This window comes from Halomonas sp. B23F22_3, assembly GCF_043496965.1.
Lineage (GTDB): Bacteria > Pseudomonadota > Gammaproteobacteria > Pseudomonadales > Halomonadaceae > Halomonas.
The window spans coordinates 100,110-113,167 of the sequence record NZ_JBIEKG010000003.1 but is presented as its reverse complement, the minus strand read 5'-3'; the positions used below and the strand labels follow the sequence as shown (position 1 = coordinate 113,167).

Sequence of the window (13,058 nt, the reverse complement as noted above, 5' to 3'; positions counted from 1 at the left end):
GACGTCGGTTGCGGTTACTCCGCGTCGTTGCTCACGGCCTCGAGGTCGGCCTTGAACTGCTCGAGCAGTTCCTTGCCGCTCTCGCCGGTCATGTCGATGAACTCTTCCTCGACCTGGGGCGCACGCTCCTTGAAGGCCTGGATCTGTTCGTCGTCGAGACGGGTCACGGTGACCTCGTCGGACGCCGCCTGGATCTTCTCCAGCGACTCCTCGGCCAGCCCCTGGATGTGCTCGATGGTGTGGTCGTAGGCCGCGTCGGAGGCGGCACGCACCAGCTCCTTGTCCTCGTCGGAGAGGTCCTCGAAGAAGTCCTGGTTGGCCATCATCGCGGTGGTGAACCAGCCATGGCTGGTGAAGGTCAGGTGCGGCGACACCTCGTAGAGGCCGCCGGACTCGATCCAGAAGATCGGGTTTTCCTGGCCGTCGATGATGCCGGTCTGCAGGCCGCCGTAGACCTCGCCCCAGGGCAGCGGCGTCGGCGTGGCGCCGAAGGCGCTGTAGGTCTCGGCCAGCAGCGGGTTGGTCATGGTGCGGATCTTCTTGTTCTCGAAGTCCGCGGGCGAGGTGATCGGCTCATCGGCGGTGACCACCATCTCGCCTTCCGGATACATCTGCAGCAGCTCCAGGCCCTGCTCGGCGTAGAGCTCCGGGAACATCTCGTTGATGGCCTTGCTCTCGTCGAAGAACTCGAGCACCTGATCCATGTCGGTGGGCATCAGGTAGGGGATGAAGAAGATCTGCGCCTCGGGGATCAGCGCGCCGGTGAAGCCGGGAGACTGGTTGACGAACTGCAGGATGCCGTTCTGGGTCTGCTCCATGATGTCGTCGGACTCACCGAGCTCACCGAAGCGATAGATCTGCAGCGAGTGGTCGGAGTTGGCCTCGATGTAGTCCTTGAAGGCGACCGCGAAGACGTCCTGAACGTCCCCTTCGTACTCCTCGTGAGCATAGCGCCAGTTGTCGGCAACGGCGGCGGTGGACATGCCAATCATCACGGCGCCAATGCCGGCGCTCGTCAGCAGCTTCTGTGACTTCATTCTTGTGATCCCTCTACAGGTGTGCCCGTGATGGGATGATCCATCGGCGGGTGTCTGGTGAACATGGCATTCACGCAACTGGATTTCAGGCTAGCGTGGCCTCTATGAGGGGTCAAGCTGGCTTATTAGCATCTTAAGTCTGCTGAGTTGCGGCGTCTCGTGAAGCCGCAGGCGATCGGCGAGGAGCTCGAGCGGGTCGGGACGCGGCGTGGGTAATGGGCGGATGCCACGCCCGCTCAGGGCCAGGTGCTGCAGGCGAGAGAGGGCCTCGCGCTCGGCCTGGAGCTCGGCCTGCTTGAGCGTTTGGCGCAGCTCGGCGACGCCCGCGTCCTGCCGTGCCTCGGCCTTGAGGGCCCGGCGCAGACGGCGCAGCGGCGCCGTGACATCGCGCTGCCAGTGGCGCACCGCGTCGGGGTCGGCCTCCGAGGTCAGGCCGTGGCGATACAGCCAGCAGTGCCAGAGCAGCTCGCAGACATCGAGGCCAGCCTCGTCCTGCAGCGCCAGGCAGGCCCCCTCGACCCCGTCGCGCCCGTAGAGGGCCAGCGCGAACTCCCAGAGCGGGTCGCGGCGCAGACGGGCCCGCAGAGCGTCGGGCAATTGGGTAGAATCGTGGGTCATGACACGCTGTCGCCCCTGGGCGGCGGCCTCAACGACTGCCGAGTGGAGCCTGCATGATCGCACTGCGCCAAGTTTCCCTGCAACGCGGCACCCAGACCCTGCTGGAGGGGGCCGACCTGACCCTGCATGCCGGCCACAAGGCGGGGATCGTCGGGCCCAACGGCGCGGGAAAGTCCAGCCTGTTCAAGCTGCTGCTCGGCGAGCTGACCCCGGACAAGGGCGAGGTGGAGATGAGCGGCGGGCAGCGCATCGCCCACATGGATCAGGAGGTGGAGGCCCTGGACCGCTCCATCGTCGACTATGTGCTCGACGGTGACCGCGAGCTGCGGAGCACCGAGGCGGCCCTCGAGCAGGCCCGCCACCGCGAGGACGCCCACCGCGAGGCCGAGCTGCACGGCGCCATCGAAGCGCTGGACGGCTACAGCGCCCCGGCCCGCGCCGCCCAGCTGCTGGTGGGGCTGGGCTTCGTCCAGGCCGACCTGGACCGGCCGCTGTCGGCCTTCTCCGGCGGCTGGCGCATGCGCGTCAACCTGGCGCGTACGCTGTTCAAGCCCTCCGACCTGCTGCTGCTCGACGAGCCCACCAACCATCTGGACCTGGATGCGCTGCTGTGGCTCGAGCAGTGGCTCACCCGCTATCCCGGTACCCTGCTGCTGATCTCCCACGACCGCGACTTCCTCGACGCGGTGTGCGACCACATCGTGCACTTCGATCGACGAACGCTTGCCCTTTATCGCGGCAACTACACCACCTTCGAGCGGACCCGCGCCGAGAAGCTGGCCCTGCAGCAGGCGGAGGCCGCCAAGCAGCAGGCCCGCCGCGAGGAGATCGAGCGCTTCGTGGCGCGGTTCCGCGCCAAGGCGACCAAGGCGCGCGCCGCCCAGAGCCGCCTGAAGATGCTCGAGCGCATGGGTGACATCGCCGTGGCCCACGCCGACTCGCCCTTCCACTTCACCATTCCCTCGGCCGACAAGGCCTCTCACCCGCTGCTGGTGCTCGACGAGGCGCGGCTCGGCTATCGTCACGCCGACGGCCGCGAGACGGCGCAGCTCGACGACGTCAAGGTGACCCTGCTGCCGGGCCAGCGCATCGGCCTGCTGGGCCCCAACGGGGCCGGCAAGTCGACGCTGATCAAGTCGCTCACCGGCGACCTGCCGCTGCTGGCCGGGCGGCGAGTGCCCGGGGAGCACCTGGCGATCGGCTACTTCGCCCAGCACCAGCTGGAGGGGCTGGATCTCGCCTCCACGCCGTTCCAGCACGTGCAGCGCCTCTCACCCACCGCGGCGGACCTGGACATCCGCAAGTTCCTGGGCGGCTTCGGCTTCCACGGCGACGATGTCTTCGCCGAGGTGGGGCGCTTCTCCGGCGGGGAGAAGGCGCGCCTGGCGCTCTCCCTTGTGGCCTGGCAGAAGCCCAACCTGCTGCTGCTCGACGAGCCCACCAACCACCTGGACCTGGAGATGCGCGAGGCGCTCACCGAGGCGCTGGCGAGCTTCGAGGGCACGGTGATCATCGTCTCCCACGACCGCCACCTGCTGCGTGCCACCGTGGACGAGTTCTGGCGGGTGGCCGATCACGGCGTCACGCCCTTCGACGGCGATCTCGAAGACTACCGGGCCTGGCTCAAGAGTCGCCTGGAGGACGAGCGCCGCGAGGCCCGGGCCGACAAGGTCGAGCGCCAGGAGGCGGGGAGCGCGCCCCGGGAGGATCGCAAGGCGACGCGCCGGGCGGCGGCGGAGCTGCGCGAGAAGCTGCGTCCGCTCAAGCGCGACCGCGACCGGGCCGAGCAGGCGATGGAGAAGGTCCAGGCCGAACTCGCCGGCGTCGAGGAGGGGCTGGGGGAGGCCGAGCTCTATACCGACCCGGCGCGCAAGGAGGAGCTCACCGAGCGTCTGGGGCGCCAGGGGGAGCTCAAGTCCCGGCTCGAGGAGCTGGAGCAGGCCTGGCTCGACGCCGAGGAGGCCCTGGAGGCCGCCGAGGCGGAGCTCAACGGCGCCTGAACAGCGCTATCGCAGTTACCTGAAACAAGGGGCGCTGGGGACAAGCCGAAGAGGAGGTCCTACGCCAGGGATGGCGTCGGTAGCGCCCAAGGAGGGGTTCACAGCGCCTCCGGAAGGCCGGCCCCGCTCGCAGGCGTGTCGCCAGGCAGCCCCTAGCTACCGAGCTGTAAAGCTATCTGCGATAGCCTTGGGCGCCTGACGCCGGCGCTCACGGGCGCGTTCAGCCCTCCAGCAGGAAGGTGACCGGTCCGTCGTTGATCAGCGAGACCTGCATGTCGGCGGCGAACTCGCCGCTTTCCACCGTCGGCCAGGCCGCCCGGGCGCGCTCGAGCAGGTAGTGGAAGAGGCGCTCGCCCTCGGCGGGCGGTGCGGCGCTGGAGAAGCTTGGCCTGAGCCCCTTGCGGGTGTCGGCGGCCAGGGTGAACTGGGAGACCAGCAGCAGCCCGCCCTCGGCCTGCTGCAGGTTGAGGTTCATCTTGCCGTCCGCATCGGCGAAGACCCGGTAGTGCAGCAGCTTGTGCAGCAGCCGGTCGGCCGCGGCCTCGTCGTCACCCTTCTCGACGCCCACGAGGGCCAGCAGCCCCGGGCCGATGGCGCCCACTTCACGCTCTTCCACCTCTACGCTGGCGCGTCGCACGCGCTGGATCAGGGCCTTCATCGGACGGGCTCTCCTTGCTGATGTCTCGGGCGGCCAAGCCTAGCACGACGGCGTGCTCGAGGGCCGCCCCTCAGTGGCCCAGCAGGTCGTCCCGGAAGTCGTCGCCCAGCGGGTCGTTGCCCAGCCAGATGCCGAACAGCGCATTGGCGAGCGCCTGGTCACCACCCGAATAGAGGGGCTCGCCGTTCAGGGCGAGGGTCAGGGCCTCGCCGTCCCAGCCCAGGGCGTAGCGGTCGCCGGGAGTGACGTCGCGATAGCGGCCGTTGAAGGCGGCAAGGCTCGGCTCCAGGCGGGCGAATGCGTTGCCGGGCAGGGCCTTCCGCACCCGCTCGCGGGTCACCTCGGCGAAGTCGCCGGCCTCGATGGCGTGGAAGTACTCGAGTTCCAGGCGGCGCGGCACGTCGGACTGTGGTGCCGGACGGGGATAGCCGGCGGCCTGGTAGTAGGCGCCGGCATAGGCGTCCCAGATCATGTAGCGAAAGAGGCCGTGGCCGATACGCTCGTAGCGGCGCTCGTCGACCTCCAGTGTGGCGGGAAAGCGGGCGCCCTCGATCTCGACGGCCCCTCGCTCGGCAAACGCGGCTGAAGCGGGCAGGGCGGTTGCCAGGGCCGCGAGCAGCAGGACGCCGCGGGTGCGAAACGAAGACATGGGATGGACCTCGCGCGACAGGGTGTGTGTCGTACAGACAGCGAAGTCACGTCAAGGTTCTGTACAGCTTGATGCGGCCCTCTCGTCGGATGGCCCTGTGGATGGATGACCCGCTACCAGGCGCGACAGAGCATGATGTCGCAGTGGGGCTCGGAGAGCAGACGCTCGGTGATCTGGCTCTGGCGGCCCAGCTGCCCACGGCTGCCAAGCGCGAGCAGGTCCGGCGGCTGGCGACGCAGCCGGGTCATCAACACCTCCAGGGGATCGCCCTGCTCGAGCACCAGCTCGAGTTCCGGGACGTCGTCGAGCTCGCGCATCAGCTGCTCGGTCTCGCGTTCGAGATGGGTGCGCAGCCGCTCCACCTCGCGGTCGCGCCAGCGGGCGAAGTCGCCGTTCGAGCCCAGCTCGCGCTCGCCGGGAATGTCCCAGGCGTGCAGCAGGGTCAGTCGCGCCTCGGGGAAGCGCTTGAGGGTCTCGCGCAGGGTGTGCCGCGAGGTCAGCGAGAAGTCCACCGGCACCAGGATGTCGTGCCATGCCTGGGTCGCCAGGTGGCTGACCGAGAGCACCGGGCAGGGGGCGCTGCGCAGCACCCGGGCGAGGGTGGTGCCGGCCACCAGGTCGGGCTGCCCGCGCTTGCGGTGGGCGCCGAGGATGATCATGTCGGCCTGGCGCTCGTGGGCCTCGCGGATGATCTCGGCATAGGGGGCGCCGGCCATGGTCTGGATCAGGCTCTGGGGCTCGGGCAGCGCGTAATCCTCACGCAGGTCGGTGAGGGTGGTGCGGATGTCCGCCACCACGGCTTCCTCCAGGTCGTGGAGGACGCGGCGAGGCAGGTAGGGGTCGAGCACATGGATGATGTCGAGGCGCGCGCCGCTCTCCACCGCGAGGCGCACGGCGCGGGCGAAGGCGGCGCGATTCTCGGCGGAGAGGTCGCTGGCGAACAGCAGGGTCTGGCTCATGATGACTCCCTCCCGGGCAGGAAGATCTCGATGGCACCGCTCTCAGCATGGGTGGCCCCGGGGGAGGGCGCAAGGCCGCCCGCTACCACCAGGCGTGGAAGTGATGCACCGGGCCGTGGCCCTGCCCCACCGCGAGGCGGTGGCTCTGCTCGAGCGCCCGCGACAGCCAGGCCTTGGCGGCGGCCACCGCCTCGGGCAGGGCGTCGCCCAGGGCCAGGCGGGCGGTGATCGCCGAGGAGAGCGTGCAGCCGGTGCCGTGCAGGTTGCCGGTGTCGATGCGCGGGCCCTCCAGCCACGTCATGGCGTCGGCCGTGATCAGCAGGTCCGGGCAGGCCTCGCCGCGCAGGTGGCCGCCCTTGAGCAGCACTGCCCCGGCACTCAGCGCACGCAGCGCGGGGGCCATCGCCTGCATGCCGGCGCGGTCCGTGGGCACCGGGCGGTCGAGCAGCACCGCCGCCTCCGGCAGGTTCGGGGTGATCAGGTCGGCCATCGGCACCAGCACGTCGCGCACCGCGGCGATGCCGGCGTCGTCGACCAGGGTGTCGCCGCTCTTGGCCACCATCACCGGGTCGAGCACCACCCAGCGTGGCCGTCGGGCCGAGAGGCCCTCGCGGATTGCCTCGGCCACCGGGCGGCTGGCCACCATGCCGACCTTCACCGCGTCGATGGTGATGTCGTCGAGCAGGGTATCGAGCTGGGTGGCGATGAAGTCGGCCGGTATCGGATGCACGCCGGTGACGCCGCGGGTGTTCTGCGCGGTCAGGGCGGTGATCACGCTGGTACCATAGCTGCCCAGGGCCGAGAAGGTCTTGAGGTCGGCCTGGATGCCGGCGCCGCCGCCGGGATCGGAGCCGGCGATGGTCAGGGTATTGGGGATCGAACGGGGGGTGGCCATCAGCGTCTTGTCATTGCTTTCGAAGGGGACCGATAGCCTACTTCAGGCAGGGGGCGCGGTGCCATGCTGATGCTGTTCCTGGTGGCGCTGGCCAGCGCCACCCTGCTGCCCGGCGGCTCCGAGGTGTGGCTGGCGCGCCTCTGGTGCCAGGGCGAGCCGGGGTGGTGGCTGTGGGGCGTGGCGAGCCTCGGCAATACCCTCGGCAGCCTCGTCAACGTGGGCCTGGGGCGCTATGCCCGCCACTTCCAGGATCGCCGCTGGTTTCCGGTCTCGCGGGGAGGGCTCGAGCGCGCCGAGCGCTGGTACCTGCGCTTCGGCGAGTGGAGCCTGCTGGCGGCCTGGGCGCCGCTCATCGGCGACCCGCTCACCGTGCTGGCGGGTATCCTGCGCCTGCCCTGGTGGCGGGCGATCCTGCTGATCGCCGTGGCCAAGGGCGCCCGCTACGCCCTGGTGCTGTGGCTCGCCGAGGCCTGGCTGGCCCCGCTGTGCGCCTGACGGCGGCGGACCACATGCGCTGACCATGCGGCCGACAACGGCGAGGGGCCGCCCGCAGGCGGCCCCTCGTCGGTGCGATCCCGGCCGGGATCACTCGCCGGTGGTGTCGCCCTCCGGGTTGCGGGCGTTGTAGTAGGCCTGCTCGGAGATGGCGTGATAGTTCACGACCTTATCCTGGAAGGCCTGGTAGGAGTCGTAGATCTTCTGGGCCATCTCGCTCGACTCGGCGAGCTCGGCGACCACGTCGGCGGAGTGCTCCTTGGCCTGGGCCAGGACATCGGCCGGCAGGCGGCGCAGCTCCACCTCGTGCTCGTCGACCAGGGTCTGGAGGGCGTCGTTGTTGCGCGCGGTGTACTCGTCGAGCACGTCGGCGTTCACGTCGCGCACGGCGGTGCGCAGGATCGCCTGCAGGTCGGCGGGCAGCGACGCCATGGCCTCTTCGTTGACGATCGCCTCGAACATCACCGTCGGCTCGTGCCAGCCGGGATAGTAGTAGTACTCGGCGGCCTGGTGCAGGCCGAAGGCCAGGTCGTTGTAGGGGCCGATCCACTCGGTGGCATCGATGGCGCCGGACTGCAGGGAGGTGAAGATCTCGCCGCCCGGCATGTTGACGATGGCCACGCCCATGCGGTTCATCACCTCGCCGCCGAGGCCCGGCATGCGCATCTTCAGGCCGTCCAGGTCGTCGACGGAGTTGATCTCCTTGTTGAACCAGCCGCCCATCTGCACGCCCGAGGCGCCGGCGGCCATGACGTCGACGCCGAAGTCGTCATACAGCTCGTTCCACAGGTCCAGGCCGCCGCCGTAGTGCAGCCAGGCGTTCATCTCCTGGGCGTTCATGCCGAAGGGCACGGCGGCGAAGAACTGCGCGGCCGGCGCCTTGCCCTTCCAGTAGTAGGAGGCGGAGTGCCCCATCTCGGCGGTGCCCTCGGAGACGGCGTCGAAGACCTCGAAGCCCGGCACCAGCTGGCCGGCCCCGAACACCTCGATGGTCAGCCGGCCGTCGGACATCTCCTCGACCAGCGTGGCCAGCCGCTCGGGCCCCTGGCCCACGCCGGGGAAGTTCTTCGGCCAGGAGGTGACCATCTTCCACTCGAAGGTCTCCTGGGCCTGGGCGTTGTTGTCGATGCCGGAGACCAGCAGCAGGCCGGATGCGCCGGCGCTCATGGCCACGGCCATGGCGAGTGATCTGAGTTTCATACGGTGCCTCTCGTGTTGTGGGACTTGGTGTCGAGACGCCCCATGGGGCGGTTGGCGGTCAGGTGGTCGGGGCGTGCCCGCCGTGAACGGCGCTCGTGCCGCTTTATACGCTGGCACTATAGCGAACCGAGCCGCCTGTGGTGCTAACTCTCAGTCCACGCTCGGCGTCAGGCGGCGCCGCACCCGGGCCAGGCCCGGGTGCGGTGAACGAGCGCGCTAGAACTGGTCCGGCAGCCAGGTGGCGAGCCCGGGGAAGAAGGCCAGGGCCAGCAGCATGGCCAGCTGCAGCACGATGAACGGCATGACGCCCTTGTAGATCGCCGAGGTGGGCACCGATTCCGGCGCCACGCCGCGCAGGTAGAAGAGCGCGAAGCCGAAGGGCGGCGTGAGGAAGGAGGTCTGCAGGTTGATGGCGATCATGATGCCGAGCCAGATGGGGTCGAGGCCCATGGCCAGCAGGATCGGCCCGACGATCGGCACCACCACGAAGGTGATCTCGATGAAGTCGAGGATGAAGCCGAGCAGGAAGATCACCAGCATCACGATCAGCGTCGCGCCGACCACGCCGCCGGGCATGTTGTCGAACAGGTGGGTGACCAGCTCCTCGCCGCCGTAGGCGCGGAACACCAGCGAGAACAGCGCCGCCCCGATCAGGATCAGGAACACCATGGTGGTGACGTTGGTGGTGGAGCGCAGCACCTCCTTGAGGGTGGCGAGGTCCAGTCGGCGGTAGGCCAGGGCCAGCATCAGCGCGCCGAAGGCGCCCACGGCCGAGGCCTCGGTGGGGGTCGCGAAGCCGCCGAGGATCGAGCCCAGCACCACCACGATCAGCACGATGGGCGGCACCAGCCCCTTGAGCAGCAGCAGGCCGAGGCCGCCCTCGTGGCCGAGTTCCTCCATCAGCTCGCGGCGGTCGACGGCCGGCGCGGCGCTGGGCTTCCACCAGGCGACCAGGGCGACATAGACGATGTAGAACACCACCAGCACCAGGCCGGGGATCAGCGCGCCCATGAACAGGTCGCCCACCGAGACCGTCTTGGGGCTGAAGATGCCCATGGAGAGCTGGGCCTGCTGGTAGGCCGAGGAGAGCACGTCGCCCAGCAGCACCAGGGCGATGGAGGGCGGGATGATCTGGCCCAGGGTGCCCGTGGCGCAGATGGTGCCGGTGGCCAGCGGCATGCTGTAGCCGCGCTTGAGCATGGTCGGCAGCGACATCAGGCCCATGGTGACCACGGTGGCACCGACGATGCCGGTGGAGGCGGCCAGCAGCATGCCGACCAGGGTCACCGAGATGCCCAGGCCCCCGCGCAGCGAGCCGAACAGCAGCGCCATGGCCTCGAGCAGGGTCTCGGCGACCTTCGATTTCTCCAGCAGCACGCCCATCAGCACGAACAATGGCACCGCCAGCAGCGTCTGATTGGTCATGATGCCGTAGAGGCGGTTGGGGAAGGCGCCCAGGTAGCCGGCATCGAAGTGGGCATCGATGCCCAGCGACTCGAGGCCGAGGCCGAGGCCGGCGAAGGCCAGCGCGGTGCCGGCCAGCGACAGCGCGACCGGGTAGCCGGCCATCAGCACCAGGCAGATGACGACGAAGAGGACCAGCGGCATGAACTCCAACATCACAGGTGCTCCTCGTGGGTCTCGTCGTCATGGGTGGCGGCCAGGCGCCCGGTCAGCACGTAGACGTTCTTCACCGCCTCGACCAGGGCCTGCAGGATCATCAGGCCGGCGAACAGCGGGATCAGCGTCTTGAGCAGGAAGACGCCGGGAATGCCGCCGGAGTCGGGCGAGCCCTCGAGGATCGCCCAGGACTTGCCGACGTAACCGAGGCTCGAGAGGATCACGAAGCCCATCACCGGCAGCAGCAGGAAGAGGGTGCCGGCGAGGTCGACCAGCGCCTTGCGCTTCGGCGTCATCGCCCGATAGAAGATGTCCACCCGCACATGGCCGTCGTGCTTGAGGGTGTAGGCGGCGGCCAGCATGAACACCGCGGCGTGCATGTACATCACCGACTCCTGCATGGGGATGCTGTTGACGCTGAAGGCGTAGCGCAGCACCACGATCAGGAACTGGATGAGCATCATCAGAAGGATCAGCCAGGAGAGGCTGTTGCCTAGCCGCTCCGAGGCGCGGTCGAGCCAGGCGATGATGCCCGGCAACTCGCGGGATTGGGCCATGGGGAGTCTCGCTGTGTCGAACGGGGCGTGGAAAAAGGACGGATGGTCGCACACCCAAGGCGTGCTGACCGCCGCGGCGACCAACGCTGACTATACGTTACCGACCCACCGAGCGTCAGTGTCGACGGCGTTCGCTCGTCTTCCGGCTGGCGGCCAGGCAGCTGCTCAGGCAGGCATCGGGCAGCCGCACGTCCACGGCGATCGGCAGGTGGTCGGAGAAGAGGTGCTCGAGTACCCGTACCTCGTCCGCGTGGAGCGAGTCGGAGAGCAGGATGTGGTCCAGGGCGCGGCGCGGCTGCCAGGAGGGGTAGCTGAGCGGCGGGCGCACCGGGTGCAGCGGCAGCGAGGCGCGGAAGCGCTCGTGGCCGTGCAGCTGGTCCGGGGTGCAGTTGAGATCGCCCATCACCACCACATGGCGCAGCGGGCGGATGATCTCGCTGAGGTAGTCGAGCTGGCGCACTCGGCCGCGATGGCTCAGCGCCAGGTGGGCGACGAACAGGTGCAGGGCGTCGGGGCCCTCGCCGTAGCGGACATGGATCGCCCCGCGGCCGGGCAGGGTGCCGGGCAGGCGGTGCTCCTCGATGCGTGACGGCGTCAGTCGCGAGAGCAGCCCGTTGCTGTGCTGGGCGATGCGACCCAGGTTACGGTTGAGCTGCTGGAAATGGTGAGGAAAGCCGGCATGGGTGGCGAGGTATTCCACCTGGTTGATGTGGCTCGAGCGGAAGCTGCCGCCGTCGGCCTCCTGAAGGCCGACGATGTCGAAGCGGCCGAGCACCTCACCGATCATGTCCAGACGCTGCAGCCGTTTCGGATGCGGCAGGAAGTGCTGCCAGCTGCGCGTCAGGTAGTGGTGGTAGGCCGAGGTCTGTATGCCCACCTGAAGGTTGAAGGTGAGCAGCTTCAGGTGGCCGCCGTCGAGCAGCGGTGTCCTTGCCTCGGCCAGGTGGGGCATCTCAGTCAGTGCGCTCCTCGCGGACCTTGTCGACCAGGGCGCCGGCGATCTGCGGCATGTTGCCAAGGCTGCCGGCGGTGCTCGGCGAGACCAGGTAGCGGCCGTCGACGATCAGCGCCGGCACGCCCATCAGCTGCATCTGGCGCATGCGGGCATGGGCCTGGTTGACCTGGCTCTTCACGCCGAAGGAGGCCAGCGCCTCGCGGGCCTCTTCCTCGCTGACGCCGTAGTCGCTGAAGAAGGCGGCGATGTCGTCTTCCGAGGTCAGGCGACGGCCCTCCTCGTGGATGGCGTGGAAGAAGTCGTCGTGGAGCTCGTCGAGGATCCCCAGCTGCTCGGCGGCATAGAAGGCGAAGGCGTGGGTGTTCCAGTCGCCGCCCATGGTGGCCGGCATGCGCTGGAAGGTCACGTCCTCGGGCTGCTCGGCGACCCAGGCATTGAGCGGGTCCTCCAGGTCGTAGCAGTGCGGGCAGCCGTACCAGAAGGCCTCGGTCACCGCGACCTGACCGTCCTCGACCCGCGTCTCCACCGGGTTCTCGAGCACCGTGTAGTGCTCGCCCTCGACGAGGGGGGCGGCGGATACCAGGGATGACAGGCCAAGGCCGGCCAGGGCGACCATCAGGGTCTTCAGCATGGGGACTCTCCTTGAATGAAACATGATCCGGGTGCCGGCGGGCGACACGTCGCTGGCTTTGATGCCCCGTCGGCCTCCGGGTTCCCCTCAGACGCCGAGGGCGGCCACTGGCCGCCCTCGAAGTGCCGGTGCCCGGCGGGCCGGGGCGGGGCTCAGTGCAGGCCGCGCACGTAATTGGCCACGGCGGCCATGTCGTCGTCGCTCATCTTGGCGGCGATGCTGCGCATGATGGCGGCGGGGTCGTTGGCCCGCGCGCCAGCGGCGAAGTCCTGCAGGGTGGAGACCACGTAGTCATGCTTCTGGCCGGAGAGTGCCGGGTAGACCGCGGAGCCGATGCCCTCGCCGCTCGGGCTGTGGCAGGCCGAGCAGGCCGGAATGCCCTTGGCCATGTCGCCGGCGCGATAAAGCTCGCGGCCGCGCTCGATCAGCGCCTCGTCGTCCTCGGCCTGGCCCAGGGCCGGGTCCATCTCGGCGAAGTACTTGGCCACGTCCCAGGCGTCCTGGTCGGAGAAGTTGTCCACCTGGCCGGCCATCTGCGCCACCATGCGGTTGCCGTCACGTATGTCCATGATTTGCTTGGCCAGGTAGGAGGCCTGCTGGCCGGCCAGGTTGGGGAAGGCGCCGGAGGGGCTGATGCCCTGCTGGCCGTGACAGGCGGCGCAGGCCTGCGCCTTGTCCCGACCGGCTGCCGCATCGGCGTCCGCTTGAAGGTCGGCATGGGCCACGCCGACCGCGCCCATGGTGATTGCCAGGCTTGCCAGTAGCTTTCTCATCGCAGTTCCAC

Annotated in this window: 14 protein-coding genes; 2 read left to right on the top strand and 12 right to left on the bottom strand. The window is 69.1% G+C overall.

The features are described from left to right. Positions 1-14: 14 nt before the first annotated feature. Positions 15-1,037 carry a TRAP transporter substrate-binding protein gene (locus ACGTNG_RS06930; RefSeq protein ID WP_394576283.1) on the bottom strand — a complete coding sequence of 341 codons (1,023 nt, stop codon included), beginning with the start codon at positions 1,035-1,037 and terminating at the stop codon, positions 15-17. Positions 1,038-1,139: 102 nt separating this feature from the next. Further along, positions 1,140-1,655: a TIGR02444 family protein gene (locus ACGTNG_RS06925; protein ID WP_394576282.1), complete on the bottom strand. Its 516-nt coding sequence runs from the start codon at positions 1,653-1,655 to the stop codon at positions 1,140-1,142. A 53-nt stretch (positions 1,656-1,708) separates the two neighbouring features. On the opposite strand from ACGTNG_RS06925, the gene ACGTNG_RS06920 reads away from it, so the two are divergent. After that, the gene (locus tag ACGTNG_RS06920) at positions 1,709-3,655 is read left to right on the top strand and encodes an ATP-binding cassette domain-containing protein (protein ID WP_394576281.1); all 1,947 of its coding nucleotides are present in this window, start codon (positions 1,709-1,711) and stop codon (positions 3,653-3,655) included. 220 nt (positions 3,656-3,875) lie between these two features. Here ACGTNG_RS06920 and dtd read toward each other — a convergent pair whose 3' ends face one another. From dtd to thiD, 4 genes are all read right to left on the bottom strand, one after another. Beyond that, positions 3,876-4,313: a D-aminoacyl-tRNA deacylase gene (dtd, locus tag ACGTNG_RS06915; RefSeq protein WP_394576280.1), complete on the bottom strand. Its 438-nt coding sequence runs from the start codon at positions 4,311-4,313 to the stop codon at positions 3,876-3,878. Between the two features lie 70 nt (positions 4,314-4,383). After that, positions 4,384-4,962: a chalcone isomerase family protein gene (locus ACGTNG_RS06910; protein ID WP_394576279.1), complete on the bottom strand. Its 579-nt coding sequence runs from the start codon at positions 4,960-4,962 to the stop codon at positions 4,384-4,386. A 113-nt stretch (positions 4,963-5,075) separates the two neighbouring features. Further along, on the bottom strand, positions 5,076-5,921 hold the full coding sequence (locus tag ACGTNG_RS06905; RefSeq protein ID WP_394576278.1) for a universal stress protein: 846 nt from the start codon (positions 5,919-5,921) through the stop codon (positions 5,076-5,078). 82 nt (positions 5,922-6,003) lie between these two features. Then, complete coding sequence (gene thiD, locus ACGTNG_RS06900) at positions 6,004-6,816, bottom strand: bifunctional hydroxymethylpyrimidine kinase/phosphomethylpyrimidine kinase (protein WP_394576277.1); 813 nt, start codon at positions 6,814-6,816, stop codon at positions 6,004-6,006. A gap of 63 nt (positions 6,817-6,879) precedes the next feature. Here thiD and ACGTNG_RS06895 point away from each other — a divergent pair, with 63 nt between their 5' ends. Beyond that, positions 6,880-7,311, top strand: a complete 432-nt coding sequence (locus tag ACGTNG_RS06895; RefSeq protein WP_394576276.1) for a YqaA family protein — start codon at positions 6,880-6,882, stop codon at positions 7,309-7,311. Positions 7,312-7,401: 90 nt separating this feature from the next. Here the strand turns inward: ACGTNG_RS06895 and ACGTNG_RS06890 are convergent, their stop codons facing one another. The 6 genes from ACGTNG_RS06890 to ACGTNG_RS06865 form a co-directional block, all read right to left on the bottom strand. After that, on the bottom strand, positions 7,402-8,511 hold the full coding sequence (locus ACGTNG_RS06890) for a TRAP transporter substrate-binding protein (RefSeq protein WP_394576275.1): 1,110 nt from the start codon (positions 8,509-8,511) through the stop codon (positions 7,402-7,404). Positions 8,512-8,727: 216 nt separating this feature from the next. Next, a complete protein-coding gene (locus ACGTNG_RS06885) occupies positions 8,728-10,131 on the bottom strand; it encodes a TRAP transporter large permease (protein ID WP_394576274.1) in 1,404 nt (467 codons plus the stop codon). Next, entirely contained in the window at positions 10,131-10,688 is a 558-nt protein-coding gene (locus ACGTNG_RS06880) for a TRAP transporter small permease subunit (RefSeq protein WP_394576273.1), read from the bottom strand. Before ACGTNG_RS06880 ends, ACGTNG_RS06885 begins: the two co-directional genes overlap by 1 nt. Before the next feature lie 115 nt (positions 10,689-10,803). Then, positions 10,804-11,640: an endonuclease/exonuclease/phosphatase family protein gene (locus tag ACGTNG_RS06875; protein ID WP_394576272.1), complete on the bottom strand. Its 837-nt coding sequence runs from the start codon at positions 11,638-11,640 to the stop codon at positions 10,804-10,806. A gap of 1 nt (position 11,641) precedes the next feature. Next, positions 11,642-12,274, bottom strand: coding sequence for a thiol:disulfide interchange protein DsbA/DsbL (locus ACGTNG_RS06870; protein WP_394576271.1), 633 nt, complete (start codon positions 12,272-12,274; stop codon positions 11,642-11,644). 152 nt (positions 12,275-12,426) lie between these two features. Next, positions 12,427-13,047, bottom strand: coding sequence for a c-type cytochrome (locus ACGTNG_RS06865; RefSeq protein ID WP_394576270.1), 621 nt, complete (start codon positions 13,045-13,047; stop codon positions 12,427-12,429). Positions 13,048-13,058 lie beyond the last annotated feature (11 nt).